Annotated in this window: 19 protein-coding genes; 7 read left to right on the forward strand and 12 right to left on the reverse strand. The window is 67.1% G+C overall.

Features of this window, described 5'->3' with window-relative positions; translation table 11 throughout:
- Position 1: 1 nt before the first annotated feature.
- The 5 genes from ACFOSH_RS43620 to ACFOSH_RS43640 all read right to left on the reverse strand — a co-directional run bounded on the left by ACFOSH_RS43620 (position 2) and on the right by ACFOSH_RS43640 (position 5,866).
- On the reverse strand, positions 2 to 262 hold the full coding sequence (locus ACFOSH_RS43620; protein ID WP_378247620.1) for an acyl carrier protein: 261 nt from the start codon (positions 260 to 262) through the stop codon (positions 2 to 4).
- Positions 259 to 1,887, reverse strand: coding sequence for a fatty acyl-AMP ligase (locus ACFOSH_RS43625; protein ID WP_378247622.1), 1,629 nt, complete (start codon positions 1,885 to 1,887; stop codon positions 259 to 261). Before ACFOSH_RS43625 ends, ACFOSH_RS43620 begins: the two co-directional genes overlap by 4 nt.
- Positions 1,884 to 3,095: a cytochrome P450 gene (locus ACFOSH_RS43630; protein ID WP_378247624.1), complete on the reverse strand. Its 1,212-nt coding sequence runs from the start codon at positions 3,093 to 3,095 to the stop codon at positions 1,884 to 1,886. Before ACFOSH_RS43630 ends, ACFOSH_RS43625 begins: the two co-directional genes overlap by 4 nt.
- Positions 3,092 to 4,762, reverse strand: a complete 1,671-nt coding sequence (locus ACFOSH_RS43635) for a carbamoyltransferase N-terminal domain-containing protein (RefSeq protein ID WP_378247626.1) — start codon at positions 4,760 to 4,762, stop codon at positions 3,092 to 3,094. The genes ACFOSH_RS43630 and ACFOSH_RS43635 overlap by 4 nt, the downstream gene beginning before the upstream one ends.
- Before the next feature lie 948 nt (positions 4,763 to 5,710).
- Positions 5,711 to 5,866, reverse strand: coding sequence for a hypothetical protein (locus ACFOSH_RS43640; protein WP_378247628.1), 156 nt, complete (start codon positions 5,864 to 5,866; stop codon positions 5,711 to 5,713).
- Between the two features lie 180 nt (positions 5,867 to 6,046).
- On the opposite strand from ACFOSH_RS43640, the gene ACFOSH_RS43645 reads away from it, so the two are divergent.
- The gene (locus ACFOSH_RS43645; RefSeq protein WP_378247630.1) at positions 6,047 to 7,795 is read left to right on the forward strand and encodes a CHAT domain-containing protein; all 1,749 of its coding nucleotides are present in this window, start codon (positions 6,047 to 6,049) and stop codon (positions 7,793 to 7,795) included.
- The gene (locus ACFOSH_RS43650) at positions 7,773 to 9,275 is read left to right on the forward strand and encodes an esterase/lipase family protein (protein ID WP_378247632.1); all 1,503 of its coding nucleotides are present in this window, start codon (positions 7,773 to 7,775) and stop codon (positions 9,273 to 9,275) included. Before ACFOSH_RS43645 ends, ACFOSH_RS43650 begins: the two co-directional genes overlap by 23 nt.
- Here the strand turns inward: ACFOSH_RS43650 and ACFOSH_RS43655 are convergent.
- Together ACFOSH_RS43655 and ACFOSH_RS43660 are read right to left on the reverse strand one after the other, a co-directional pair.
- Positions 9,249 to 14,291 (reverse strand): peptidoglycan-binding protein, encoded by a 5,043-nt coding sequence (locus ACFOSH_RS43655; RefSeq protein WP_378247634.1) that lies wholly within the window; start codon positions 14,289 to 14,291, stop codon positions 9,249 to 9,251. The two genes, ACFOSH_RS43650 and ACFOSH_RS43655, sit on opposite strands and share 27 nt — an antisense overlap.
- On the reverse strand, positions 14,288 to 16,204 hold the full coding sequence (locus ACFOSH_RS43660) for a CHAT domain-containing protein (RefSeq protein ID WP_378247636.1): 1,917 nt from the start codon (positions 16,202 to 16,204) through the stop codon (positions 14,288 to 14,290). The genes ACFOSH_RS43655 and ACFOSH_RS43660 overlap by 4 nt, the downstream gene beginning before the upstream one ends.
- 718 nt (positions 16,205 to 16,922) lie before the next feature.
- Here ACFOSH_RS43660 and ACFOSH_RS43665 point away from each other — a divergent pair.
- The gene (locus tag ACFOSH_RS43665; protein WP_378247638.1) at positions 16,923 to 17,126 is read left to right on the forward strand and encodes a hypothetical protein; all 204 of its coding nucleotides are present in this window, start codon (positions 16,923 to 16,925) and stop codon (positions 17,124 to 17,126) included.
- A gap of 241 nt (positions 17,127 to 17,367) precedes the next feature.
- Entirely contained in the window at positions 17,368 to 17,724 is a 357-nt protein-coding gene (locus ACFOSH_RS43670; protein WP_378247668.1) for a PLAT/LH2 domain-containing protein, read from the forward strand.
- Positions 17,725 to 18,459: 735 nt separating this feature from the next.
- On the opposite strand, the gene ACFOSH_RS43675 is transcribed toward ACFOSH_RS43670, so the two are convergent.
- Positions 18,460 to 20,679: a hypothetical protein gene (locus ACFOSH_RS43675; RefSeq protein ID WP_378247640.1), complete on the reverse strand. Its 2,220-nt coding sequence runs from the start codon at positions 20,677 to 20,679 to the stop codon at positions 18,460 to 18,462.
- 622 nt (positions 20,680 to 21,301) lie between these two features.
- Here ACFOSH_RS43675 and ACFOSH_RS43680 point away from each other — a divergent pair.
- Entirely contained in the window at positions 21,302 to 21,559 is a 258-nt protein-coding gene (locus ACFOSH_RS43680; RefSeq protein ID WP_378247642.1) for a hypothetical protein, read from the forward strand.
- A gap of 327 nt (positions 21,560 to 21,886) precedes the next feature.
- A complete protein-coding gene (locus ACFOSH_RS43685; protein ID WP_378247644.1) occupies positions 21,887 to 22,834 on the forward strand; it encodes an NAD-dependent epimerase/dehydratase family protein in 948 nt (315 codons plus the stop codon).
- A gap of 654 nt (positions 22,835 to 23,488) precedes the next feature.
- Here the strand turns inward: ACFOSH_RS43685 and ACFOSH_RS43690 are convergent.
- The 4 genes from ACFOSH_RS43690 to ACFOSH_RS43705 all read right to left on the reverse strand — a co-directional run bounded on the left by ACFOSH_RS43690 (position 23,489) and on the right by ACFOSH_RS43705 (position 25,128).
- Positions 23,489 to 23,644 (reverse strand): hypothetical protein, encoded by a 156-nt coding sequence (locus ACFOSH_RS43690; RefSeq protein WP_378247646.1) that lies wholly within the window; start codon positions 23,642 to 23,644, stop codon positions 23,489 to 23,491.
- Positions 23,641 to 23,847 (reverse strand): hypothetical protein, encoded by a 207-nt coding sequence (locus tag ACFOSH_RS43695; protein WP_378247648.1) that lies wholly within the window; start codon positions 23,845 to 23,847, stop codon positions 23,641 to 23,643. The genes ACFOSH_RS43690 and ACFOSH_RS43695 overlap by 4 nt, the downstream gene beginning before the upstream one ends.
- Before the next feature lie 30 nt (positions 23,848 to 23,877).
- Positions 23,878 to 24,288: a hypothetical protein gene (locus ACFOSH_RS43700; RefSeq protein WP_378247650.1), complete on the reverse strand. Its 411-nt coding sequence runs from the start codon at positions 24,286 to 24,288 to the stop codon at positions 23,878 to 23,880.
- Between the two features lie 126 nt (positions 24,289 to 24,414).
- Positions 24,415 to 25,128 carry a hypothetical protein gene (locus tag ACFOSH_RS43705; RefSeq protein WP_378247652.1) on the reverse strand — a complete coding sequence of 238 codons (714 nt, stop codon included), beginning with the start codon at positions 25,126 to 25,128 and terminating at the stop codon, positions 24,415 to 24,417.
- An 83-nt stretch (positions 25,129 to 25,211) separates the two neighbouring features.
- On the opposite strand from ACFOSH_RS43705, the gene ACFOSH_RS43710 reads away from it, so the two are divergent.
- Positions 25,212 to 25,835, forward strand: a complete 624-nt coding sequence (locus tag ACFOSH_RS43710; protein WP_378247654.1) for a TetR/AcrR family transcriptional regulator — start codon at positions 25,212 to 25,214, stop codon at positions 25,833 to 25,835.
- The last annotated feature ends 97 nt before the right edge of the window (positions 25,836 to 25,932 follow it).

Below are 25,932 nucleotides of genomic sequence, written 5' to 3' on the forward strand. Positions count from 1 at the left end.
GTCATGGCAGGTCCGTGCCGTTCAACCGGGCGGTGACGAGGTCCGCCAGCTCGTCGATCGTGCGGTAGTCCCAGAGGGTTTCCGGATCGAGGACGATCTCGTACCGCTCCTCGATGTCGACCACGATCGTCACCGCCGCCACGGAGTCGAGACCGTAGGAGGTGAGGGGGACGTCGTCGTGGATTCGCGAGAGGTCAGCTCCCGTGCGGTGGGAGACGCGTTCGGCCAGCCACAACCGCATGGTCCGCGAGTCGTCGTTCACGGCTTCCATCCGTAGATCGGGTCCAGGGCCCCAGCCAGGTGCAGGGCGCGGGCCTCCGGACGGTTGACCTTGTTGCTGCTGGTGCGGGGAATCGAGCCGGGACGCACGAACACGACGGAGTCGACGGCCACGCTGAACTCCTTGGCGGCGGTGTGCAGGACGTCCTGCGCGAGCGCGGGAAGTCCACCGGCGTCCTCCAGGACTTCGTGGACGATGACCACCGGGAGCTGCTTGCGCCCCCCGGCCGCGGGAACGGTGAAGACCGCGCCGACACCGGTCAGTTCCGGGTGCTGCGCCCGGAGTTCGTGCTCGACGTCCGGCGGGAAGATCTTCTGGCCGTTGACGACGATCACGTCCTTGATTCGTCCGTTGACGTGGACCTCGCCCTCGATCAGCACGCCGAGGTCGCCCGTGCGCAGGAATGGGCCATCGCCGTCCGCGGTGAAGTTGCCGAACGTAGTGCGGGTGTCGTCCTCCCGTTGCCAGTAACCGGAGGACACGCTCGGACCGCTCAGCCAGATCTCGCCCTCGCGGTCGCTGCCCAGGACCTCGTGGGTCACCGGGTCGACGACGCGCAGGTCGAAGAACGGCGCGGCACCGCAGCTGACCGAGGAGTGCTCGACGTCGGGGTCGTGGCCGGCCTTTACCGCGACGGCGAGCGTCGCCTCCGCCAGACCGTACGAGGGCCCGAAGACGGTGCGCCGCAACCCTGTCGGCGCGAACCGGTCCAGGAAGTCCTTCATGACCGCCGGGTCGATCTTCTCTGCGCCGTTGCCGAGGCGCTCGACGTGGCTGAGGTCGAGCGCCGCCAGCTGGGCGTCGGTGACCCTCTCCGTGCACTGCGCGTAGGCGAAGCTCGGCGCGGCGGTCACGTTCGCCCGGAAGCGGTCCATCGTGCTCAGCCACAGGAAGGGCTTGCGCAGGAACGCCGAGGGGTCGAGCAGGACGGCGGTGCCACCGTGCGCCAACGGGTAAAGCACCGTTCCGATTAGTCCCATGTCGTGGTGCAGCGGAAGCCAGCTGCACACCCTCAGGCGCGAGGTCGGCACGTCGAGCATCTGCGCCATGCCGGCGATGTTGCTGGTCAGGTTGCCGTGGGTGAGCACGACTCCCTTCGGTTCGCCGGTGGAGCCCGACGTGTACTGCAGGAAAGCGATCGTGTCGTCCTGCGCGCCGAACACCTGGTGCACGGCGGGGCCACCGGGGTCGTCACTAGCCTCGCAACGCAGTCCGTCCAGGCCCTCCTCGGTCAGCCACTCCGCCACCGTGCCCACTTCCCGTCGGCTGCTGAGCACGAGCGACACGCCAGCGTTGGCGACCATCCCGGTGAGACGTCGTCGTTCCTGCCGGTTCTCCCGCCTGCCGGGGAAAGGCGCGGGTACGGCGATCACGCCCGCGTAGAGGCAGCCGAGGTAGGCGGCGACGAACTCCGGACCGGACGGGTGGAGCAGTAGCACGCGGTCACCGGGGAGACACGTGCGCAGCAACTGGCCCGCGACCGCGGCGGCCCGGGCGTCGAGCTCGCCGTAGGTCAGAGAACTGGAACCGGTGTCCGACACCATCACGAGCGCTTCCGCGCCGGGATGGGCGGTGACATGGGATCTGAAGAGTTCGGTGAGACTCACCGCTGTGTCCTTCCACGCAGGGCTCGCACGCGAATCGGGAGACTTTCCGGTCCGCGCAGGCTGAAGGTCGTTCGACGGAGCGGTCCGCGCGGGTGCGGGCTCGGACCCACCAGTCGCCGGGCGATCGTCCGCAGCGCGATCGCGGCTTCCAGCCGAGCCAGGCCCGCACCGAGGCAGAAGTGGAGGCCCGCCGCGAAACCGAGGTGTGACGACGTGCGGTCGCGGTCCGGATCGAACGCGTCCGGTGATGGGAAGACCTCCGGATCGCGGTTGGCCGCGCCGATCAGCATCAGGACCAGGTCGCCCTTGGCGACGGTGAACCCGTCGAGGTCGATCTCCGCGGTGGCGACCCTGGTGACGAGCTGGACGGGTGGGTCGTAGCGGAGCACTTCCTCCACGAACTTCGGCGCGTGGTCCTCCTCGTTCGCCAGAAGCTCCTGCTGACCCGCGTTGGTCATCATGGCCAGCACGCCGTTGCCGATGAGACCCGCCGACGTGTCGTGACCCGCGCTGAGCAACAGGATGCACGTGGAGATCAGTTCGCTCGGTGTGAGCTGGTCTCCGTCGGCCTGGACCGCGATGAGGTGGCTGATCAGGTCGTCGGCCGGGGTGGTGCGGCGACGTTCGACAAGCCCGGCGAAGTAGCGGATGACGCCCGCGCGCACCGTCCCGACCTCCGCCGGGGAGTCGTTGTGCCGCAAGGGGAGCGGGTCGAGCTGCTGGGCGAGCGGTGCGGCCTGCTCCCGCAGCCACGGCTGGTCCGCCTCCGGCACGCCCAGCAGACCGCACACGATCGACATGGACAGTGGCGAGGCCAGGTCGGCGACCACGTCGACCTGGCCGCCGCCCGGGATCTCGTCCAGCAGGTGGTCGGTTTCCTCCTGGATCACCGGCTCGAGTCGGCTCACCACCCGTGGTGTGAACGCCTTCGTCACGAGCCGGCGGAGCCGGGTGTGGTCGGGAGGATCGAGCATCAGGAAGTTCCGGCTGGCCGGTCGCGTGCCCTGGCTGATCCGGGCTCGGTCCCATCCGCTGCTGGCCCGGGGATGCCGCAGGAGGCGGGAGCAGTGGGCGTACCGGCCCGTCACCACCAGGCCGTCCGACAGCGCGAGCGGTGACCGTTCGCGGACGTCGGCGAGCACGGCGTACGGGTCCGGACCGCGCATCGCCTGGGAGAGCCGGACGAGCTCGTCCTGCTGGCCGGTCACCTCACTCCCCCGTTCGTCGTCGCGGTGTGGAGGACGCCGTCGGACCAGACGAAGCGCGTGCGTCCCCACCGCAGGGCGGACTCGACGTCCGGGAAGAAACCGGATCCCTCGAAGTTGGCGCTGGTGTTGCACAGAACCGGAACGCCGGTGAGGGCCTCGTAGGCGGTCAGCAGCGCGAAGATCACGTGATCGCCCGGGCCGACGGTCTGCAGCCGCGCGCTGCCGTCGACGTGCATCACGGCGGGCACCCTGCCGCGCCACGCCGGGCGCACCTGGTGGTCGAACAGCATGTACGGGTCGGGGGTGCCCGGCGCGAAGACCTTCGGCGCCTGGCTCTCCAGGCAGATGGGCGCGACGGGGCGGTAGGGCTCCCGTTTCTTGATGTCGTTGAGCCGGTCCCGCATCGCCTCAGTCGTGGCCGGCGCGATGATGCTGCGGTGGCCGAGTGCTCGCGGACCGATCTCGGCGCGACCGGTCAGCACCACGACCGGTTCTCCCTCTGCGACGAGCAGTGCCGCGAGTTCGGTGACGGAACAGGGAGTGGCGCTCCAGCCGGGCGGGATCTCTGCCATCGGTGCGAGTTCGGGGCCGGCGAAGGCGGACCACCGCAGGGCGGAGCGACCGGTGTGGCGGATCATCTCGCCGCACGCGGCACCGATGGCCGAGCCGGAATCGTTCGGGAACGGCGGCACCCACACGTCCGCGAAGAGTCCGCTCGCGCGCAGGCGAGCGTTCCACTTGATGTTGAGCGCGCTGCCTCCCGAACAGCACAGCGGCAGTCCGCGGTACTCGGGCTGCTCCCTCAGGAAGGTCTCCAGCGCTGTGACGAGCGTCCGTCCGAGGTACTCCTCCAGGGATGCCATCCGCGACGCGTCTGAGAGGCCCTCTGCCTCGGGACTGGTCAGCACCTTCCTGGTCCACCGCTCCAGACCGACTACATCGGACGGAGGAACCAGCCGGGTGGTCCGTTCCATCACGGAGACCAGCTCCGGTGACGGCTTTCCCAGTGCCGCGTAGGCCATGGCCTTGCCGGAGACCGACAGCAGCAGGCTCTCCCGATCCTGCTTCGACCCGCTGAAGGGCGCGAGGTTTGACGCGAAGACCGGGTACAGCAGTCCGAGCACGGGCGTCAGGTACCGGAGGGGGCGGAGCGCGGGTCCATCGAGCGTGAAGTGGTACAGGCACGGCGCTGTGCCGCCGTCCCAGATGACGACGAGGCTCGGCTCACCGGCAGCGGCGTACGGGCTGGAGCAGTAGCCGGCCAGCGCGTGGTCCGTAGTGTGCGTGCAGCTGCGAAACTCGCGTGCTCCGTCACCGAAGATGTCCGCCTTGCCCAGGACCCCGATCAACGTGTCGAGGTCCGTGCCGGGGTGGTCATGGTAGTCGGCGACGTCGAGGGCATGGGTGTCACCGTGCGCGTCGGTCAGTGTGACCTGGCTCTCCCCGTTCTTGCGGAACCAGCCATCGACCGCGACGGCGGCGAGGTCTTTCGGGCCGATACCATTGGCGTGCAACAACTCCCGAAGGTCCGACACGGAGTTCAACCGGGAGTAGCGAGGGCGGTTGGCGATCTTCTCGGCTTCGACGGAGAAGAGCAGCTCATTCTCCGCGATGACCGCGATGCAACCGTCATGGGTGAGTTTGAGGCCGCACCTGAGCGTTCCCACGGAGTACCGCCTCTGCAATCAGATTACCACAAGGATTTGGCGCGATCGGCTCGATTTCGGACTCTACAATGGACCTTCGCAGTTCTCGTCGCACACACCATCGAAAGTGCCTCTTCAGGCAAAATCGAACTATGATCGGCCATTCGACACCGGCCCGTTGAGACGCGAAGGCGGGACACGGCTTACGATCTGTCCCGCGCTCCTGTTCGTTTGCGCAGATCAGCGGCGCGTCAGCCCGCGAGTAATATAATCACCGAGGGTCTATCCAGTCCAAAGTGGATTGTCTGGTCCGTGGCCGGCAAGGTCGTCACGGTGGCGTGGGACTCCTGGGCTTGCGCTCTCCCGCTTGGACTCGAAGCCAGAACCCTCCGGCCCCGCACCGGCCGACGGCGCACTGGTCGATGCGGACGGTCGCGGACCGGGTACTGCCTGGGACTGATCTATAGCGTCTGTCACCCCTGAATGATCGCGTTCGCGACGGCTCGACGACAGAGATCCACTGGGCGGCCGCCCGGTAGCGGGCGAAGGTCGGCACGCCGAGCTCGTCGAGCAACGCGGCCTGGTCGGGGCGCCCCGCTACCCGCTCATCTCGAAGTCCGCTTCGTCACCCTGACGGTGCCGCTCGGTCAGCACCGCCTGCCGCCCCGGGAGAAGGTCAATGCCTACGGCGAGGGCCGACGGGTTCTGTTCACGATTCGCGGTATGCGGCCAAGCGGAGATGAACCCGATCCGTGTTTTCCCAATTCAAGAAACCGCCGTTCGTCGTAACATCTGCCGCCGGAACGCGACTTGTTCCATATGGTTGCCTCGCGGGCGAACGACGCCGATATCCGGTTCCTGCGCGTGCTCGCGATCGGCGACGACGAGCTGTTTCGAGCGGCCGCGGAGCGGGCGGCCGAAACCCTCGAACGGGTTCCTCCGCAGGTCCAGGCGGATCAGTCTGCCGCTTCACCCGAGCCGCTTCCTTTCGTTGTCGAGATCATCGCGACCTTTCTCCAACCCGCTGGATTTCCCGCCGACCTCTCGCCATTGCGAGAGCTTTCGGTGGCCGACGGCGAAGATCTGCTGACCACGCTCCTCGAAATCCTGGCGCGGCAACCGCACACGGCGGCGACCTTCCGCAGCCGCCGTACCGGAACCGACCGTCTGCGCCGAGTCGTCGCGGCCTTGACCCACGACGGTGCGAGAGCAGTGACGGCGCGGCTGACGAGTCCTGCCACGATCGTGACGAGCACCGACCAGGTATGGGCCGGCGGGCTCTTGTCCCTGGTCCGGCCACGAGACGTGCTCGTCGCCGTACGACGTGCCACCGAACACCCTGCGCACCGGGTAAATGTCCTTCGCTGGCTTTCCACGGTGGGCGAAACCTTGGGCGACGCTCACCTCGTTCCACCCGGAACTCCCGGTGCCGAGCCACCGCTGGTGAAAATCTTCAAGAATGCGTATCCCGCTGACCTCCCGAAACGCGGCGAACGACCGCGGACCGGCTCTGGTCGCGCAGATCCTGCCGGCGACACGGTACGCATCGTGCACCCGCTCTTGGAATGCCCGGAAAGTGTCGATCCCGGCGGCGTCTTCGATCTCCGGATCGGCCTTTCCCCGGAAATCGACCGGACGCTCGCCACCTCTGGCCCCTTCCGGGTCGCGTCCGACGCGTTCACGTTGACCATCACCCTTTTCCACGACGGATTCACCCTGATCGGTGGCTCGTCGACCGTGACAATCGAAGTGGCCCCGGAACGTCCGCATCCGGTCATCACGATGCAGGTGGAGGCAAATGACGATCCGGCATTCCGGCGGCTCCGCACGATCACGGCCGTTTTCGCCGCCGACGGGGTCCCGATCGGCACCGCGTCCCGGCAGATCCGCATTGCAGGCCGCGACGGGAAGGACCAAGACGACAACTCTGCAGGCAGTACCCGGCCGGGCGGCTGGTCTTTCGACCCCGCCGGATCTCGTGCCGATGTCGAGCTCTATCTCATACGTGGCGGTGACCAGGCGGCACGTCGCTGGCTGTGGCACGTCCGCTCACCACACGCCCGGATCCCTGACACGGAGGACGCCCTTCTGGTCGACCTCGACGAAATGACCGCGGAAGCGATGCAGCGATTCATCAGGGGGATCGAACGGCGCGAGGGGCGCTCTCATCTCGAGCACTATTTGAATGGTGTGGCAGGCCACATCGGCGAACTCGTGCACGACCAGGTCTGGGACGCGCTCCACATGGCGGCACAAGCGGCAGGCGGCCCGCCAACCGTCCTGCTTGTCACCGAAGACGCCTACATCCCGTGGGAATTGGCGCGGGTCCCGACACCTTGGACGCCCGACAGGCCTTGGCTTGGCGCGCAGGCCACCCTCGGTCGTTGGCCTTATCTCGGAAATCGCAGTGCGCCCACACCGCCGTCCGCGTTCGACGCCGCCAAGATGGCGATCGTCTTCGGCACCTACCCGGACGGCATCGCGCTACCCGCGGCGGAGGCCGAAGGCAAGTCATTGAAGGCGAAGTACGGCGCGGTGGAAGTGGTGCCCACCATCGAGAAAATCCTCGCCGCGCTGGGCGGCGAGGTCACGGCAGACGTGCTTCACGTCGCGCTGCACGGCAACTTCGACGCCGCCGGCGACGAAGACGGCCTCATGATGATCGACGGAGAAGAATACCTCTCCCCGGAGGACGTCGGTGGAGTGGAAACGAGTCCCGTGCGGCTTGTGTTCCTCAACGCCTGCCAGGTGGCGCAGGGACGCCAGGTCTTCGGCACTTATGCCGGCATGGCGGCGGCGCTGATCAAGATCGGGATCGGCGGGCTCGTCGCTCCGCTGTGGAAGATCGACGACACCGTGGCCGCCCGGATCGCCGACGACTTCTACTCCGACGTCTTCGCGGACAACGAGACCCCCGCGTCGTTCCTCCGTCGCCGACGCTGCGGCGGCGTCGACGGCGCGAGCACCCAGTTCGCGTACGTGTTCTTCGGGCACCCGCGACTGGCCATCACTTGGAAGGGAGAGGGCAGCCATGGTGAGGTTTTCCCCCGGTAACGCCGTGGATCTCGGCAACGGTGTCCGGATGCGCGCGGTGAACGTCAGCGGTGAGGTCCGGCGAGCTGAACGGGCGCCGGACGCAGCGGTGCGCGCCGCGGCCGGCGGCACTCCGCAGACGTACCTGCGCCGGTCCGGTGCCTCGGACGGAGCCGCCGATCGCCTCGGTAGCGCGCTCGACGATTCCGGAATGCGGCTGCACACCACGATCGATCTCCCTCGCCTGAGCGCGGGCCGAAGCGGCCCGGCTCCGCGGACCCGTGGCCCGGTGACGGCTCCGCATCTTCGGCTCGAGGTCAGTGCGCCCGTCCGTGCCGACGAAGGTCAGGTGATCCTGGAAGTCGATGGCGAGACCGGGCACCTCCGTTGGCACCTCCCCCGTGCCGAAGCCGCCGGGGGCCGCCGGGCCGCCGTCAAGCAGCGGTTCGACATCCCGTGCGACCGCTTCGAGATCGGCGGAGCCGGCTCCGCGAGCCGCGGCATCGTCGGATTCGGTCTCAGCAAGGTGCTGCACGTGATCCGGTTCCCTGTCGAGTACGTGGCGGGGCGGGTGGCCGAGTGGGGTGTGCGCTGGTGGGAGGACCGCCATCGACCGCATGCGCTGCGCCTGGCCAATCCCGACGGAACCGCGGGAGCCACCGTGGACGCCGACCTGCTGGCGCGGCTGGGCACCGGACCGTACCTGGTCTTCGTCCACGGCACGTTCAGCACGTCCGAAGCGTTCGCCGGGCTGCGTCCGGACTTCGCGCGGTGGCATGCGGACTACGGCACACGGCTCCTGCTGTTCGATCACCCGACCGTCACGACCACCCCCGAGGAGAACGCCGGCCGCCTCCTCGATTTACTGCCGGACGACCGGACGCTGACCCTCGACGTCGTGACCCATTCGCGAGGCGGGCTGGTCGCGCGGCAGCTGGTCCGCCGCCCCGCGGCCGCCAGAGTGAGCGTCCGCAGGCTCGTCCAGGTCGCCTCACCGAACGCGGGAACGAAACTCGCGAGTCCCGACAACCTCGGCTCCCTCGTCGACACGTTCACCAATCTGTTCTCGCTGCTCCCCGACGCCGCCGGCGGTGCCGCCTTGCCGGGCGTGCTCGAAGTGGTGAAACAAGTCGCGGTCGGGATCATGTCCGGTTTGGACGGTCTGGCGGCCATGGACCCCGCCAACGAGGAGTTGCTGGCTCTCAACGACACCGAAGTCCGGATGGACGCGGTGCACGCGATCACGTCGGACTACCGGCCCTCAGCCGGAGCCTCCCTGACCCAGCGCGCGCTGGACACGATCGTCGACGCGCTCTTCGCCGACGGGAACGACCTCGTCGTGCCCTTCACCGGCATGTCGAACGCGGGCAAGTTCGTCGTCCCCGCCCCGTTCGCGCTCGACGCTCCCTCGGTCTCGCACTGTGCGTATTTCGGCGACGAACGCGTCCGCGACGAGATCAGGCACTACCTGACGCTACCGGCGGTTCTCCCGTTCGGGTGAGATCCGCGGCATCAGGTCGGGGCGCAGGGCGGTGAACAGCGCCGTCCTGCGCAGGTGATCGCTCGACGCCCCGTGCAGCTCCTCGACGACGTCGGCGGGAGTCTTACCCGGATTGCTCAACGCGGTCACCAGCTCGGTCTGAGCCTCGGCGGCGCGGGAACCGGTCGCCAGTCCCGTCGCCAGCACCGAATGCGCCCTCCCCAAGGTGATGAGGTGGTGCGCGAAATCGTTGCGCAGCAACAGCTGTCGGACGGTCTCGCTGGTGAACCGAGGCGCTGCAGCGATGTCCAGCACCACCAAAGGTGTGTGACCGCGCAAAGACAGCTGGTAGAGCGCGTGGTCCAGGACGCTCACGGCCACGTCCTCCGGACGTTCCTGCGACCAGGCGAGCCTGGTGGCGCCGAAGTCCAGGAAGGGCACGGAGCCGCTGACGTCCATCGAGGCGTTGACGTGCAGAACGTCGACGGGCCCCGGGGGCACGGTGGCGTCCAGCAGCCGGAGGTCGCCGCCGCGCAGCGTCTCCACGTCCCAGCCCGCTCGACCGTACACCGTCGCCAGGTCGTCGGCGCCGACCGTGGAGTACCCACGAACGGAGGAGAGCTCGGTCTCCGGCTCGCGTTCGAGGATCACCACGTGGGGCGCCCGGCGGGCGACTGACCGCTCCCGCAGGGACCGCCAGGTCGCCGGACCGGCGACGCCGTCCACGGTGAGCCCGCTCCGGTACTGCAGATACGTCACCGCGTGCTGCGTCTCGGGTCCGAGGTAGCCGTCCAGCGGCCCCGGGTCGAAGTCACCACCTGCCTCGCGCAACGCTTCCTGCAGGACCCGGACCCGGATCTGGTCACCGCGCAACGCGGCTTGACCGCGATACATCACCCGCAGTCCGGGAAGTTCGTGCAAGGGACTTCCCTCGACGGTCAACAGTTCCCACGGCAGCTGGGCGAGCGGCGGGTCGGCGCAGATCCGCAGATCGAAACGGCCTGTGCCCGCGCCGGCGCGGCGCAGCGGCCGCCGGAGATCCAGCACCGACGACCGGCGGATGGCTTCGCGGATCCACTTGACCAGATGTGACTTCGCCCGCCGGTCGGCGTCCTGCCGCACGGCGGCGGCAAGCTCGTGCTGAGCCGACACCCGCAGCAGCTCACGGCCGTCGGCGAAGATCACCAGTGCGCCGGACGGCTCGAGCACGACGTTCAAGCGCACTTCCGGGCGGACCCGATGCCTGTCCGGTGTGAGATCGCCGCTGCGATGCTGCTCGCGCTCGCCAATGTCGACCAGCACCGCTTCGGCGCGCCGCTGATAGTGCTCCACCAGTCTCGCGTCGCCCTCCCGCAAAGCGAGCCTGCGCCGCAGGTCCAGGAGGCGCCACCGCCATCGGGTCGGTCGCTGGGTGCCCTCGTCGAGCGCGCGGCTCGCCTGGTCCAGGATCAGCCGCAGCCCCTCGGCCGAGGTCGCGTCGAACACGAGGTCGGCCTGTTCCAGTTTCGTCACCGCACTCAGCAGCGGGAAGTCGGTTTCCCACAACGGTTTGAGGGCGACCACCGCCTCCGGCCTGCCGCTCTGTGCCACCAGTTCGAGCAGCCTCACCTGCGCGAGAAAGGTGCTCCGGCCCAGCACGCTCGTCGCCAGGGAAGCGACTTCGACGGCGAGGTCGTCTTCCCCCGCGAAGCGCAGGAGGTGCGCGTGGCGCAACTGGAGCCATGCCCTGTCCGCCGGCTCGTCGGACCGCGCTTCCTTGTCGTCGGCCGGCTCGTGGAGCACCAGACCGGCCAGCTGGGCTCCCCACGGTGTTCGTGGCGCGCGATCGAGCTCGTCCAAAGCGGCGAGCCGGGCGGCCACGGGCGTGATCGCGGTTAGCCGCTCGGCCAGTGACGGCAGCCACGACTCCGTCAACGCGGGGGCGGAAAGCAGCGCGGCGAAGACGACGTCCGCGAACTGGGTCGGTGGTACTCGCGCGTCAAGTCGGCCGAGGACCTCCTCCATCCATGCGGTCGCGGCGTTCTGGAGTCCCCTCCGTTCGTCGAGCTCCGCCCGCAGCAGCATCATGGCGCGCCATGCAGCGCCCCCCTGCTGCAGCGGCATCCCCTTGGCCTCGCTGAGCAGGTGCCCGGCTTCCCGGACATTGCCGACCTTGCGCAGCATCAGCTCGGCGGCCCGGACACAGGCCATGGCCGCCCGCTCGTTGTCCGCCGACTGGGTGTATTCCGACCTCGCCCGCAGGAAGTCGTCCTGTGCCCGGTCCACGTCGAACAGTTCGGCCAGGGCGAGTCCGCGGAGCACCAGGAGATCGGCGTGCCGTCGCCGGCTGACGATGTCGGCCATGGCGTCCGTGCACAGTGACACCGCTTCGGGCGCGCGATCCAGCGCGAGGAGCGCCGTGACGCGTTCCCGTTCGAACCCCTCGCCCCCGGCGAGGTGCAGAGCGGTCGCGGGCCTGCCCGACGCCAGCGCGACCCGGATCCGCAGGCGCTGCAAGCCTGCCGGTACCGGCGCCACGCTCACCGTGGTTGCCCGCTCGAGCCATGCCTCGGCACGACCGATGTGACCGACGGTGAGCTCGTATTCCGCGAGCTGTTCGAGGACTTCGACCGTCGTTTCCGGCGACCGCGAATGGTCCAGCGCGGCGAGGAGACTCACCCGGCGGCCCTCGAAATCCCCCAGTGCGCCCCTCGCGTCCGCGAGCAGGCGGTCGAGCAAGGACTGACCCGCGGCGTCGACCCCTCGCAGATCCGATTCTTCCAGCAGCCGGACAGCCTCCTCCGACCGGTTCCTGGCGATCGACAAGGCCGCCTCGGCCCCGATGAGCCGGTGCCGGGAACCAGGACCGATCGGCAGGTTCGCGACCGCGGCGATGCTGCGCTCGACCCGGCTCCACAAGGTGTGGTCGCCGGAGGCGTCACGGCTTCGCGCGATGGTCGCGAGGGCCCAGGCCCGCTCGGCGTGCGCGACGGCCACCACGTCCTCCTCCACGACCGGCAGGCCGGGAGTCAGCTCGACCGGTTCGCGATCGTCGAGGTAGTCGCGGCCGAGCAGTTCCTCGCTCAGCCGAATCACCCAGTCCGGCCGGTTGGCTGCCCAGGCCCTGGCCACGGCACGGTGCCAGTGCTCGGCAGCCGGAATACCGTCGAGCCGGAACCGGTGGTAGATCGCCTCGATGGTCGGAGACAGCCAGTCGGAACTCCGCTCTGCGACGGACTCGTAGTACCGGACGGCCTCGCGATGAAGCACGTTGTGGATCGGCTGCGCCACGACCAGCGCGCGCATCGCTTCCTGCACCGACACTTCGAATCGGACGGCGTCGGCTTCGCCCGGCGCCGTCCAGACCCACGAAGAATCGGCCGCGTACCCGGCTAGCCGATCCCAGAGACCGTCGAAGTCCACGTCGGACAGCCCCGACGGGAACACCGCGGCCGCACCGGGCGGTATCGGGTCCCGTTCGGGGCGATCCAGGTCGGAACCGGCCATGGATTCGGCGATTCGCGGCAGGAGCACCTCCTCGGTGAACTCCCGGCTCAGCACCCGCGGGATCGCGCCGTAGCGGATCAGCCACTGGACCGTACCGTCGCCGACCCGGGCGACCACCCGGTCGACCGCCCACGCCACTCGAGGATCCAGCCGGTTCAGGTCTTCCACCGAGATCGCGGGATATCGGTTGACGACATCGGCGTAAAGGGCCAACTGCCAGGGAACCCCGTGAACCCGAAGAATGATGGCCGAGACCAGATCGTCGCGGCCGATCCCGCGCGTCGAGACCAGATACCTCCGGCTCTCACCGCTCGTGAACGCGTCGACCTTGCAGGTCGCGGTCGACCGGGCCAGCCGCCGGAACCCGGGGATCCCGTCCTCGGTCCGTGTCCGCCGCCCCGAGAGGAGGAGCCGCACCACCTCCATACGCCGCAGCCCTATGAGCAGGTCCGCCAGCTCGTCGACGTCACCCTCCTGCTGGAGCGCGGCTTCCTCAAGCGTGTCCACGACGATCACCACCGGCTCGTCCGGTGGGAGATCGGCGAACACGGCGAGGAACCGTTCCCGTACCTCCTCGGCACTGACCTGCGACGTCTCGGTCCCCAGCACCGGGCGGCCCACCGGCTCAAGGCCGCCGGCCTGCCTCGTCAGCAATCTCCGGTACGACCCGTGCTCGCGCAGCAGTTCCTCGAACGGCGCGCCGGTCAACTGGCCGTTGAGCTGGTGGGCGATCTCCAAAGCGATCAGGAACGGATACCTGACCGCGTTCACGGAATCGAGCGCGTCGAGATCCACCAGCGCGCAGGGAACGCCGGCTTCCACACACCTGCGCGAGATGAACCACCGCAGCAACGTCGTCTTGCCATAGCCGCCGGACCCGATCAGCCGCAACGCGTACGGGCCGGGGTCGAGTAGCCGGGCGAGTTCGGCCTCGAGCGCTGGGCGGGGCAGGTAGCGGGCCGTGCCGAGGAACGTACCTCGGTGCAACTCTCGGGCGACCAAGGTACGGCCGAGTTCGTTGCGTCTTCCCGACAGCTTCATCCCCACGAACGGCAGCAAAAGCGGATCGGTCAGGATATCGAGCAGATTGTGGCAGCCGGCGAGGTCCATCCGCCGCACGCACGCTTCGAAGTCGGCGGTGAGCGCCTCCATCGTGCGGTCCTCGTCGACCAGCAGCAGCGCGCGCAGCCGGTCGATCGACTGGTCGTTCGGGTCGCAGTGCGCGGCGAGCCGCGTCGCGAACGCCCGTAGCTCGGCCGGTACCTGTCGAGCGGACACCCCGGTGAACCACGATTCCCAGGCCACGTCACGCAGTCCGCCGTGGATGTGGTACTTGCCGTCACCCCCGGGCAAGACTTCGACGCCACCAAGCTTGTACAGCCGGTCGAGATCGGCCGCACCATCGGCCCGCAATACGGCTTCGTAGGTCTTCTCGTCGAACATCCGCGGCAGCGCGGCTCGGGCGAGAGTGACACGGTTCGCCTCATTGAACGTTCCGAACAACTGCAGCGCGAGCTCGTGGTCACGCCCTACCGTGTGAGATGGGTTCACTTCAACCCCGCATCCTGGAGCAGCGAGTCCCGGCGCTGCTGCAGCTCCAGCGGGAGGAACTCACCGTCCTGGGTCGCCATGTGCTCCGCCCAGGCGAGCATCTCACTACGGACCTGTTGCCATCGGGCCTGGACGTCGTCGTCGCCCGGGTCCAAAGGGAACCTGGCCACCAGCTCCCTGGCCAGCATCTCGGCGTCTTTCCTCCGGAACGGCTGGACCCGGATCGCTCGCGGGCGCAACGCGTCTTCGGAAACGAGGTCACTCAGATCGCTTGGGTCCATCGCCGCCACGACCCGGACCGCGCCGAGCTCCCGCACGGCGGCCGGCTTCAACAGGCCGTGGAACAACGGCTCGCGCTCCAGAACCCGTCTGAGGTTGTCGAGGACGAGCACGAGCGGCGCGTGGAGGGCGAGCCTTCTCAAGAAGTCCTGCAAGATCTTGTAGTTCGGGTCGATGTCCTGGAAAGCGTCTTCGGGCCGGAAGGCCAGCATGACCGGCCCCGATGGCGGCCCGGACAACACCGACAGCGCGTCGTCGCAGATCTCTCCCGCCCACGGATCGAGCCAGCGCTTCGCCTGCAGGATGACCTCGCGGACGAAATCACCGGTGCTGGTGCTCGCCCGGAGGCTCAGATAGACCGCCGGCGCCCCACCGACCAGTTTGGTCAGCAGATAGGAACGCAGTACCAGGCTCTTGCCCACCTTGTTGTTGCCGGTGATCAGCAATAGCCCGCTGTCGCGCCGGTGCACGGCGCGGCGGATCGCTGTGCGATCGACCAGGCTCACGACCTCGGCCAGCTCGCCGAATTTGACGATCACGTCGTCGAGCTGCCATTTCTTGCGGTGGCGGAGAATCGTTTCCGGGGCGTCGGCCACATGCAGGACGGGGAGCCCCCACGCCGAATCCGGCAGCTCCGGGGTGAATTGAACATCGTCACGGGCAGCCGCGACGGCGGAGTCGATCGCCTTCCCGTGCGCCAGCTCGTGGTACATCCGTTCGGTGAACACGATCGCCGCCCGGGACGTCACATCGCCCTGGGTGGAAACGACGGCCGAGGCCTCCTCGAGGAATCTGTCCGCCAGCCCGCGCATCGCCGGCGTGACGGTCGCGGTGCGGCAAGCGTTGAGGACCACCAGCCGCAGGTCGGTATTGCCTTCCAGCGCCCGGGCCACGAACCGGTTGTTCAGGTCCCATTCGCCGCTGTCCGCCATGACCCGCAGCGCCGCGCCGCCCTCCGTCGTGTGTCCGTGCCCGATGAAGTGGAGGACCTGTGGTCGGACATCGTCGAACCTGTCCCGTAGCTGCTGCTCGCTCGGTTTGACGACTGCTTCCACGTGCCAGCAGCACGGCGCACCGCGCAGGCCCCGGTAGATCGCTTCGATCTCACCTTGGTAGTCGATCTCCGTTGCCTCGTCGTCACCGACGACGACCAGCACGTTGATCGGCACGTCCACGTCGTCGAGCATCCGCCGGTACGGCACCCGTGCCCGCAGCGCGGGCTGTTCTTTCCTGGTGAAGAGAGATTTGTCCCGTGGATTGGTGAGGAACTCCCAGGGAAGCTCGGCGAGGTCGCCGGCCCTGATGTCGAAAATGAGCCGTTCCGCCCCTTGCTCCCAGGCAACCGTCAATCCGCCACCGGTCAACAGAGCTCCCAGTTCGGCGCCGACCTGCGTGATCACGGCTTCACCGGCGTCACCGAGTTCGGGGATTACGGGCAGATCTTTCCGGCTCAGCGATCTTTCCCACCGCTGTTGTCCGACGATCTCGCCGCGTTCATCGATAAGCGCGGCGGCGATCAAGAAACCGTCGTCACCGGCCTCAGTCATCCGGAAAAGCAGGCGATTCACGTCAGGCATCGGGCACCCTCCCGGCGATAAGGTCGCCCGTCTCGGCCCACTGTTACCGAAAGTCACGAAAACTCGACAAGGTCGTTACACTCACGACAACTTTCCCATCGAGCACGATGCCCGCGTGGCAGGCAGGACGGGGCAGCGCTCGAGGATCCGCGTGAGTTTCGCTTGTTCCTCGTCGGTGCGGCGGTCTGGCGCTGCTGCGCCGGACCTGGAGCAGCCGGCGCACTGTCCGTTCGCAGCCGTGGTCCCGCAGTCCTTGGACGAGGCGGGCGGCGTTGCCTTCTTGCCAGCGCTGTCAGTCAACGTTACTGGCATCGTCGCCTCAACCGAGTGAGTACTGGCTGAAACTACCCGCCTTCGCGATCCGCGACTATCTCAAGGCGATCCGAATCCTTCACCAGCGGCGTGGATGTTCGGCTGAACCAAGGCGCGGCGCTACGCGCGCTCGAACACTCCGCCACCCAGTGACAACCTCACCACCACAACCACCACAGAAGCCACAGGAACGAGACAACAAACGACCACCTCGACGCAGAGCGCAAGATCCATGTTCCAAGTGGGCAGTCGCCCGATTCGGCGACAGTGCGCCCACGGTTCGAGGCAAAACCTATACCTGGCTTGACATCTCGACGTTCATGGAGCGTCCCTGGACATTTCATAGCGCAGATCGTGCGCCGCATCGTCGAAGGGATGTGTCTCTTATGGACGGAACATGCGCTGTCGTTCCGGCCGCGCCGCGGTTCTTCCGGTTTTACCGGAGGGCGAGGTGTGGGTGGCGATGCCGTACAAATCGGCATTCCCCGCCATCATCCCCGCCGACGAGATACCATCGGGTTTCATCGAGGACCAGACCCGGTTCCCCTTCCTGTACAACCAGGGCAACGACGTCGAGGTCGGGTTGCGGTGCCGCCCCGCTGTCGCGCGCTGGATCGGGATCCATCTGGAAGCGTTCTACGGCACCGCCGAGCACCGCTCCGCCTGACACGGAGACACGCTGGAAATTTACGACGCCCCCTGGGGCGATGCGGAACCCAGCCGCGCGTGATTCGGCCCGGGAACGACGGCCGTTACGAGATCCGCGACTTGTGGTATCCCGTCGCTCCGTCAGCGGTCGGCGAGAGAAGTAGTCCGGGTCCGACCGGAGTTCGAGAAGGCCCTCGCGACGTTGGGCCTTTCTTTAACACCGGAATCGGCCAAAGGCAACCGAACGGGGGAATTTCCGTATTTCTTCTCAATACCGCGTTTCCGTCTACACGGGTGGCCGGGACGACGCCGGCACGGACGCGAATGTATCTATCACCATCCATGGCAGCAGCGGCAGCGTCGGCCCGACCGATCTCGACAACTCGGAGAATAACTTCGAGCGAGGGAAGGTCGACCACTTCACTCTCGACCTCATCGACGTCGGACGCATGCAGTCGATCAACATCAAGCATGACAACTCCGGCCACAAGCCAGGCTGTTTCTTGGACAGGGTCGTGATCACGAAAAACGGGGACACTGCGGAGTTCCCGTGCAGCCAGTGGCTCGCGAACGACGAAGATGGCCACAACACCGAAGTGAACCTTGGTCGGAGGTAAAGGCCTGAGTGAAACCTGCACGGCCGTGCACTCAGCCACGCCGGTGTCGGTGGTCTGGACTAGCGTCAAGGCCGTGCAGTTAAGACGTGAGGCGGTGTGTCAACCCCCTGAGACGGGCAACGGAGTCCTGCTAGAACGTTGTCGACCAAGATCGCCAGATAGCAGAAACTCCGTTGGACACAGTCTGTCATCACCCGCCCCCATCACCCCGGACCAGTGGGCTCAATACTTCCCTGGCACCGTATACACTCCACCCTGCGGTTGAACCGGTCGTGCGCCGCACCTACCCATCGGTTGCAGACGCACCCGGCACCGGGATGCGAAGCCGCTCGGCGCGCTCCGATGTGGCGGACGCGCCGTCCTCGGAGTCGCATCTTGGCGAAGCTTCTGCGCTTTGTCCTCACCTCGCCCTCAAGCAGTTACTGCAAGTGGCACTCCGCAGGTTCCGATATCTAGGGCCTGGTCGGCGCCATCGAGTCCACCGCTGCGGCTGTGGCGGCAGGGCACTGGCTGTACGCCGTCGCCGCCGAAGCCGCCGACATCGAGGTTACCCAGGTCGTCCAGCACGCCGACGCCCTCAAAGCCCTCAACGTCCGCTCGTCCTCACCCACATGCAGACCGGCGCCCCACCGCGGGTGGTGGTCATCAGCATGACGCGCGAGGCCACCCTGGTCGGCGACGGTCGCATTCCCGATGTCGAGGCCCTGGCCGCCCGGGTTACCGCAGCCCGGGAACTCACCGCCCAGCACGAGGCATGTAGCGATACATCAGTGTCCGGCCGAAGCCGACCTCCTCGCGGAAGATCACGTGCTCGCCGCTGGGCAGCTTGGTGGCCGTGATGCCGCTGACCGTCATGTCGACCCAACCCGCAATGTTGGCGACCTCCGGTCCGGCGTCCAGGTAGCCGAGGTGTGCCCCGCCGGTCGTGGAGAACACCCGGACCTTGCCCCACGCGCCGCCGGGCTCCCTGGCGCCGTCGGCGACATACACCCGGTCGCCGGCGAGCGCGATGCTCCACGGCGTGCAGAGGTCGACGCCGTTGCCGGTCGGACAGGGTTTGTAGTTCATGTCCTGCTGCCAGGCGAGCGATTGATTGGCGGTGCCGAACTTGTCGTAGCGGGCCAGGATGTAGCGCGGGTTTGGCCCGGCGCTGCGCGGGCCGTACAGGTACATGGCGCCGGTGGCGTCGTCGTACTGCATGCCCTGGATCGCGGTCACCGGCAAGCCGGGGACGGTGAGGAGGCGGGGCTTGCCGTACAGCGGGTTGCCGTTGTCGTCGAACGACTCGATGTCGAACCTGCTCAGGGCGCCGGCCGCGTAGGTCCACAGCGAGCCCCTGTTGTCGACCGCCTGCACGTAGGACGGCCAGTCATGCTGGTCCGGCGTCGTTTTGCGCTCATCCTGGTCGATCACGCAGTCAGCGTCCGTGTCGACCCACCTCTTGCGGACACCCGGTTGCGCGGGCTCGCCGTCCGGCCACGGGAGCCTGTTCTCCGTGAAGAACGCCGACGGCCGCGAGCCGGAGTCGGTGACCTGGTAGATCCCGAGATCGGACGCCGAACTGCCGTGCGTGTGCACGTACAGGTACTTCCGCTCGACGCCCTTGGCGTCGGTGAGGTTACGCACGGCGAACGCCTCGCTCTGTCCCGGCCGCCCCGGCAACCGGTGGTCGTGCGTACAGGTGGCGCGGTCCACGATCAGCCGAGTGTGGCGCGGACTCCACTCCGTCCCTGGCGTCTTCTCCGAATAGTCCAGGTCGTAACGCCGGTAGGCGGAGTAGACCGTCTCCGGGTCTTCGGGGTCGATCGCAACGTTCTCCTGACGGATGTTGTTGACCAGCGCCGCGTTCAGCGTGTGCTGCGGGGAGAACTGCCGGATGTCGAGGATGCCGTACTCACTTCCGCCGTTGGACGCTACGTACACGGCGCCGTCACGGTCGATGCCGACGCCGACCACGCTGTCGAACCGATTGTCGGCGTAGCGACCCTGCGCGGCCACGATGCCGCCGGCGGCGCCGAGGGTGTAGATGTGCTTGTATCGCAGCGGGCAGGCGGCGCACTCACCGTAGTAGCGCACCTGCTGCGTCGTGATGTCGTTGTCCGCCACCAGAAGCACGTTCCGGTTGACGGCGAGCGCGACCGGCGTCACACCGGTGTCGGTGATCGCCTCGCGGCGCGTCAGGCCACCGGACGCGTCCACCGACCAGGTCTGCACGACACGTTCGCCGGACGGGGCGTCGGTGAGCGCGAACAGGGTATCGGTGTCGTGGCCGAAGGCGATGGCACCGGGGTTGGTCGCCTGGAAGGTGGCGACCTTCGTCATCTTCTCGCGCTCATAGACGTAGATCAGGTTCTCGACGGGCCGGGTGACGTAGACGAACCCGCGCCCGGTGGTCATCCCGCCCGGCTTGCCGGTCAGCGTCCGCCCTGCCTTGTAGTCCGACGCCACCGGCTCGCCGGTCTCGAACGGGGCCATGGCGACGGTCTCGCCGTACCCGTCGCCGCCGCGCTCGAAGCGCACGACCTTCTGCGTGCGCGGGGTGTGGATGGTGTCGAAGAAGTCGGCGTAGAGGTACTTCTCGTCGCCGGTCACGGAGGTTCCGTTACCGCCCTGCGGGTACAGGTACGCCACCGGGCGGGTGCGGCCGTCGGCGAACTGGTACACACCCTGGACCGCGGCGAGCTCGTTATGTGGCGCGTTGGTATAGACCATTCCGTCGGTGGACAGGGGGTCCGCCCACATCGCCGTCACCCGGTCCTGCACCCACCGGTGGTTGTAGGGCGGGTTGAGTGGCTGGGTGGGATCGACGAACGCCGCGTCCTCCGGTGGAATGGTCTCGCCGAGCCAGGAGGTGCTGTGCGGAATGAGCACGTCCTGCTGTGCCTGCGCCGCTGGGCCGGCGACCACGAGCAGCGGTGCGACGAGTAGCACGGACAGCACAATTCTGGATCTCATGATCCCAGTATCGGGGCCGTCGCCACCAGGGGAAAGGCTTTGTTCTGCCGAGCGGACCTGGTGTCGTTCGCCGTGGCAGTCGACCAGAACCACTAAGTTGGTCGGATTCTGCGACCCGGACCAACCACTAGAGCCCTTCGGTGCCCTCGGCCAGGCCGACGCCTTGGCTCGCGAAGTCCTTGACCGGCAAGGACAATCGATCACGACCGACCTCGCGGCAGCCGCCGACTACGTTTGCCGGCTCCTCGGCTGGGCTGCGACATCTCGATGGACCACGAGGACACCGGCAACATCGGCCTATCACGCGGCACCACATCGAATCCTGCTCGAAGGGGCGAACCTAAGTACCGTTTGGACGGTCTGGTTGCGGGCTTCGCCGACCGAGCCCGTTCGTCTTTCCTTGAGTTTGTCATTCCCACATGCCGGTCGGGCTGACCCACCAGGGGTAGGTTGCTCGCCTGGCGGCGGCGACGTGATCCAGTTCGCCGGGGTCCAGCGCGCGGTACAGGCGCCTCCGCGAGCCGGTCGGTCAGTGCCTCGACACCGGCTCAAAGCCCTGGCGGTGAAAGAACTCCCGCGCATGGGAAACCGTTGACAATCCGAAAAGGACAACATACCCGCCTTGGCGGCAGTCGTCAGCTCCACGCCGAAAGCGGATGTTGACGTGGATCCCATCCGCCCGCAGATATCCGAAGTCCACGGTGGACAGGTCGCGCTCGCAGAACGCGCGCTGCTCGACCTTCCACTGCTCGGTCAGCTGTTGCTATTGGGTGGTCGAGCGAGTTCTTCGGGCACAGTGTTTGCCCGTGAGCGCAGCGTTGTGTTGATCTTGTGTCATGTCGGCAGCGTTGATGGCACGATGGCTTGGCCGCGACGTTGACATGGTGGTTTGAGGGGAGGCACCGCTTTGGATGATCTTCATGAGGATGGTGGGGTGTCCGGGCCCACCGCCACTGAAGACGACTCAAGAGTGGCGCGATTATCTGCGAGAATACAGTGAACTGCGCGTGCTGCGCACCGTCTCGAGTTTCGTGGTTTCTTGCTGGCCAACGACGGGTGGTCCGGCTGCAACTGATGTCTTTGCAACACCAGTCTTCTCCACAGGACAGGCACTTCCGTGCTTTTCAGGCCGAGTGTCGCCTCAGCCCCGATGAAGGCCCGAGGTTGGCAGGACCGGTAATCAGCTGAACGACAGGAGAGTAATGCGATGATCTTGGTCACTGGGGGGCTGGGTTTTATCGGCTCTCACACCGTACGGGCGCTGCTCGACCTAGGCGAGGGCTGCGTGCTGGTCCAGCGTCGAACCGCTGAGGTGCCGGCCAGTCTCGCCGGCGCACAGGTGGTGGTGGAGCAGGCCGACATCGCCGATCTGACGGCGTTGCTCGATGTCGGCGCACGCCACAAGATCACCGGCATCGTGCATCTCGCGGGGTCCATGCCCTGGCCACCCAGTCCCAAGCAGCCCGTTGAGGCCGCGCGGAAGGCTGTCGGTAGTCTGTTCAACATCTTTGAGGCCGCCCGGGCCTGGGGGGTGTCGCGCGTCGGCGTCGCGAGCTCGATCGGGGTCTACGCTGGCCTGACCAGCGAGGGCCCACTGCGTGAAGACATGCCGCTGCCGATGACCTCGTCCCACCCGATCCCGGCGTTCAAGAAGATCGGTGAGCTCCTCAGCGACCACCTGGCCGGCGCCACCGGTATTGATGTCGTCAGCTATCGCATCTCTGGCATCTGGGGACCAGGTGACCCCCATGGCGCGTTGTTGTTCGCCGCCCCCGCACTCGTCCATGCCGCTGTCCGGGGAACTGAGCCGGATCTCTCCCTTCTCCTCGCTCCCGCGTACGCGGAAGACTCGATCGATCTGTGCTACGTGTACGACTGCGGCCGGGCCATCGCACTCCTCCAGCTCGCAGACCAGCTCAACCATCGCACCTATAACGTCGCCTCCGGCCGCGCGACGTCTAACGCCGAGGTAATCGCCGCGATCAAGAAGGTCGTCCCGGACACCCGGATCGTGCTACCCGCCCGTGGGACCGGCCAACAGAGCTACCTCGACATCACCCGCATCCAGCAGGACACTGGCTACCAGCCCGCCTACGACATCGAACGCGCGACCGCCGACTACATCGCCTGGCTGCGCGCGGGCAATGAGCGCTGAGCGCCTCACCGGTAGCCATTCAGCTGGTGTGGACCCTTTGTGGCTGGTGGGGCTTTTGATCGGCATGTCGAGTTGTGGCCGCCCGATGCCGCGGCATGACATCCACCATCAACGGCCGGGTGCCGGTGGCCGGCTGGGCCACAATATGGCGCACCGACGCATCGAAGTCCGCAAACCTGAAGGAGCCCGAGTAGTGCTTCTGCCCATTGCGCCAACGAAAAGTCCGCCAGGGCAATGACTGGAAGGCATGAGGTGCGTGTAAGTCCACAGCGTGAAGCCCGGATCCGAATCCCAAGGTATTCCGCGAGTTCCTTGATCGAGACCGCCCGCGCAAGCAGAGGCGACGCGTAGCAGTGCCGGAGCGCGTGCATCCCGTCCACCCGCTTCCGGTATTCGATCCTGGCTTTCCGGAACGCGCCGCGCCACACGACCTTCGTGAACAAGTCGCCGGTGTACAGTCAGCTGCCCTCTCCTTAACGAGCAATCGCACCGTGCGTGGCTTGCCGTCAGCCACCCGCCACGGAAGAGTGACTATGGCAGGCGGGAACTGGGCCAAGTGATCGTCGATTTCCGCCAACATCCCGACCGAGAGCGGAATGGTCCGTTCCTTGCCTCGTTTGGGCGGCGCGAACATCACCATCGTCGCGACCGTGCTCACCGTTTGGTCAGGCTCGCGACGGAGACCTGCCCCTTGTCCAGGCTGTCGACGGCCATTCCGGAATACATGGAGTACGGGTCGAACGCGTCACCATGCCACGCGGCATTGAGCGACAGCTTGGCGTCATTGACTTTCTCGGCCTCGACCTTCAACTTACGCTGCTTGGCAAACGCGTCCGCGACCTCAAGCGTTTCTGCAGGTCGCCGGTAACGAACACGCGGAACTTATCGAGCAGTCCAATGCTCCCATACGCGCCGATCAGGTCCGCGTACTCCCGGATCTTTTGGTCCGCAGCCTCCGGGTGGCTCAGAGTGGTGAGATCCGCGGCAGCCTGGCCCGGGTCGGGGGTGATCACTTGATCTCACCCTCCAGCTTCTTCATCCGCTCATGCGCTTCCTGATCCAGCTGCTCGTAATGGTTCGTGGCTTTGCCCCTCGTCGTTCTGCCCGTCGAGAGTGCGGAGGCGGCTTCCCTCGCCGCGTACGTTGAGGTGCAACGGATTCTGGGGCACGACGTCGGCCAGGACGGTCCGCGGTGCTTCGGACAGGTCGACATTCATGCAGTCTTCGCCGAGACCGCCGAAAAGGCTTCCGCGCGCAGCGTGCATTCGGTTCGCCATCGATCCGCGGCCCCAGATCGGGACCGGTTCGCTGATCTCGGACTGAGTACCGAGATGCTCGTTGAGCGCGAGCGCCATCCATGCCAACGATGCGAGCTCCGGCTCGGCGTCCTCGTCGGCGTAGCAGTGCCGGAGCGCATACCCGATCAGAGTCAGGATGTTGTGCGCGGTGAGCACAACGCCACCGCGATCGCCGTCTTCTGCAGTCTCGCCTACGCGGGGTTCGCCTTCCCCGTGCTCGTCGCGGATCCGTACTCGCAATGGCCGCCATGGCGACGACTTTCCTCGCCTGGCCCCGAAAAGTCAGCTGGCAGCCCGCACTTCGGACCGACCGCTCACCACGTCGATGACGTCGAAGTAGTCGTTCTCGAAAGTGGCGAGCCCGTCCCAGTACTTCTTGCCGGTCGTGAAGCCGGGCTGGTCGAGCAAAACGTGGAACCGGTCGAAGGTGGACCACGTCCCGAAGTTGATCAGGCGTTGCCCGTCGTGGCTGCGGTGGAAGTTGATGGCACGCAGTCCCGGCGTGACCAACGAGGCCGGCGCGCTGGCCGCGACCCGGTCGAGCAGGACGTCGGCCTGGTCGTCGAGGACGGTGAACAGGCCGAAGTGCACCACCGGCGTGTGCCGCGGGGAGACGACTGTCGGGGTCTCGGTGCCGTCGCGCCAGGCCAGGTCGTAGGTCCGCCAGTCCAGGGTTCGGGCCCGGACTCCGAGAGCGTCGTCGGTGGTCAGCAGCCGCGGTGCGGCGGCGCCGGACTCGTACTGGCTGTAGACGGTGATGCGGTTGTGGTCGCGGCTGGCGAGCACAACCGCACCGCGGAATCCCTCGCGATGACGCCACAGCCGCACCCTTTCGGTGACGACGGGCAGCACCAGGGACTGTTCGTCGGTCCGCCGCGGGATCCGGTTGGGCGGCTGGGCGGCCGCCGAGTCGATCTGCTCCGATTCGCCCAGTTCCAGTCGTTCGACAACGGCGACGACGTTCGAGTCGGTGGTTGTCCGCAAAGTGAGGTTCATCGGTAGTCCTTCGGTCGGCCAGTTACGGTACTGGCGGGTCTCGTAAGCTTTACGGTACTCCTCAGTCCCGTAAGATGTCCAGGGTGACGACTGAAGTTCCTGAGAGCTCCCCAGCGGCGGGGCGGCCACGCGACCCCGTACTCGAGCAGGCGATCCTGGACGCCACGGTCGACGTGGTCGTGGAGAACGGCTTCGCGGCGGCGAAGCTGGACGAGATCGCGAGACGCGCCGGAACCGGCAAGGCCGCGATCTACCGGCGATGGGCCGGCAAAACCGAGCTGGTCATCGCCGCCGCGCAGAACTTGCAGGCCGATGTCGCGGTTCCCGACAAGGGGTCACTGCGCGAAGACCTGCTCGTCTGCGTCCGGCACTACATCTCGCCGAACGCGCGGACCGCGCTGGTGCTGGCGAACGTCCTCGCCGCAATGCCACGGGACAGAGAACTACGCGACGCCGCGGGCGCGTCGATCGGCCGCCCGGCCGCGGATGCGCTGCGTGTGGTCATCGAGCGCTGGGTCGGGCGTGGTGCTGTCGACCCGTCGGTGCCGGTCGATCTCCTAGCCTCACTCGTTCCCGCGGTGGCGTTCCACCGTGTTGCGTTGCGGCACGAGGGACTCGACGAAACCAGCGCCGTCGCGATGGTCGACAACGTGCTTCTGCCGGCCCTGGCAGCGTCACAGCTCGGTACCGCCACCATCCACCACTAGATGATTGATTCCGTGAAGTTGGTGTTAGTGGTCGTAGGCGATGAGTGAGCGTTTGCTGGTCACGCCGGTTTGCCAGTTGTGCCAGATGCCTGCGGAC

The organism is Amycolatopsis speibonae, from assembly GCF_042647925.1.
Classification (GTDB): Bacteria; Actinomycetota; Actinomycetes; order Mycobacteriales; family Pseudonocardiaceae; genus Amycolatopsis; species Amycolatopsis speibonae.

Coding starts and splice junctions, on each gene's coding strand:
- ACFOSH_RS43650 (WP_378247632.1), top strand. CDS start 7,773: ATGGTGAGGTTTTCCCCCGGTAACGCCGTGGATCTCGGCAACGGTGTC.
- ACFOSH_RS43675 (WP_378247640.1), bottom strand. CDS start 20,679: ATGAGATCCAGAATTGTGCTGTCCGTGCTACTCGTCGCACCGCTGCTC.
- ACFOSH_RS43685 (WP_378247644.1), top strand. CDS start 21,887: ATGATCTTGGTCACTGGGGGGCTGGGTTTTATCGGCTCTCACACCGTA.
- ACFOSH_RS43705 (WP_378247652.1), bottom strand. CDS start 25,128: ATGAACCTCACTTTGCGGACAACCACCGACTCGAACGTCGTCGCCGTT.
- ACFOSH_RS43665 (WP_378247638.1), top strand. CDS start 16,923: ATGCCGTACAAATCGGCATTCCCCGCCATCATCCCCGCCGACGAGATA.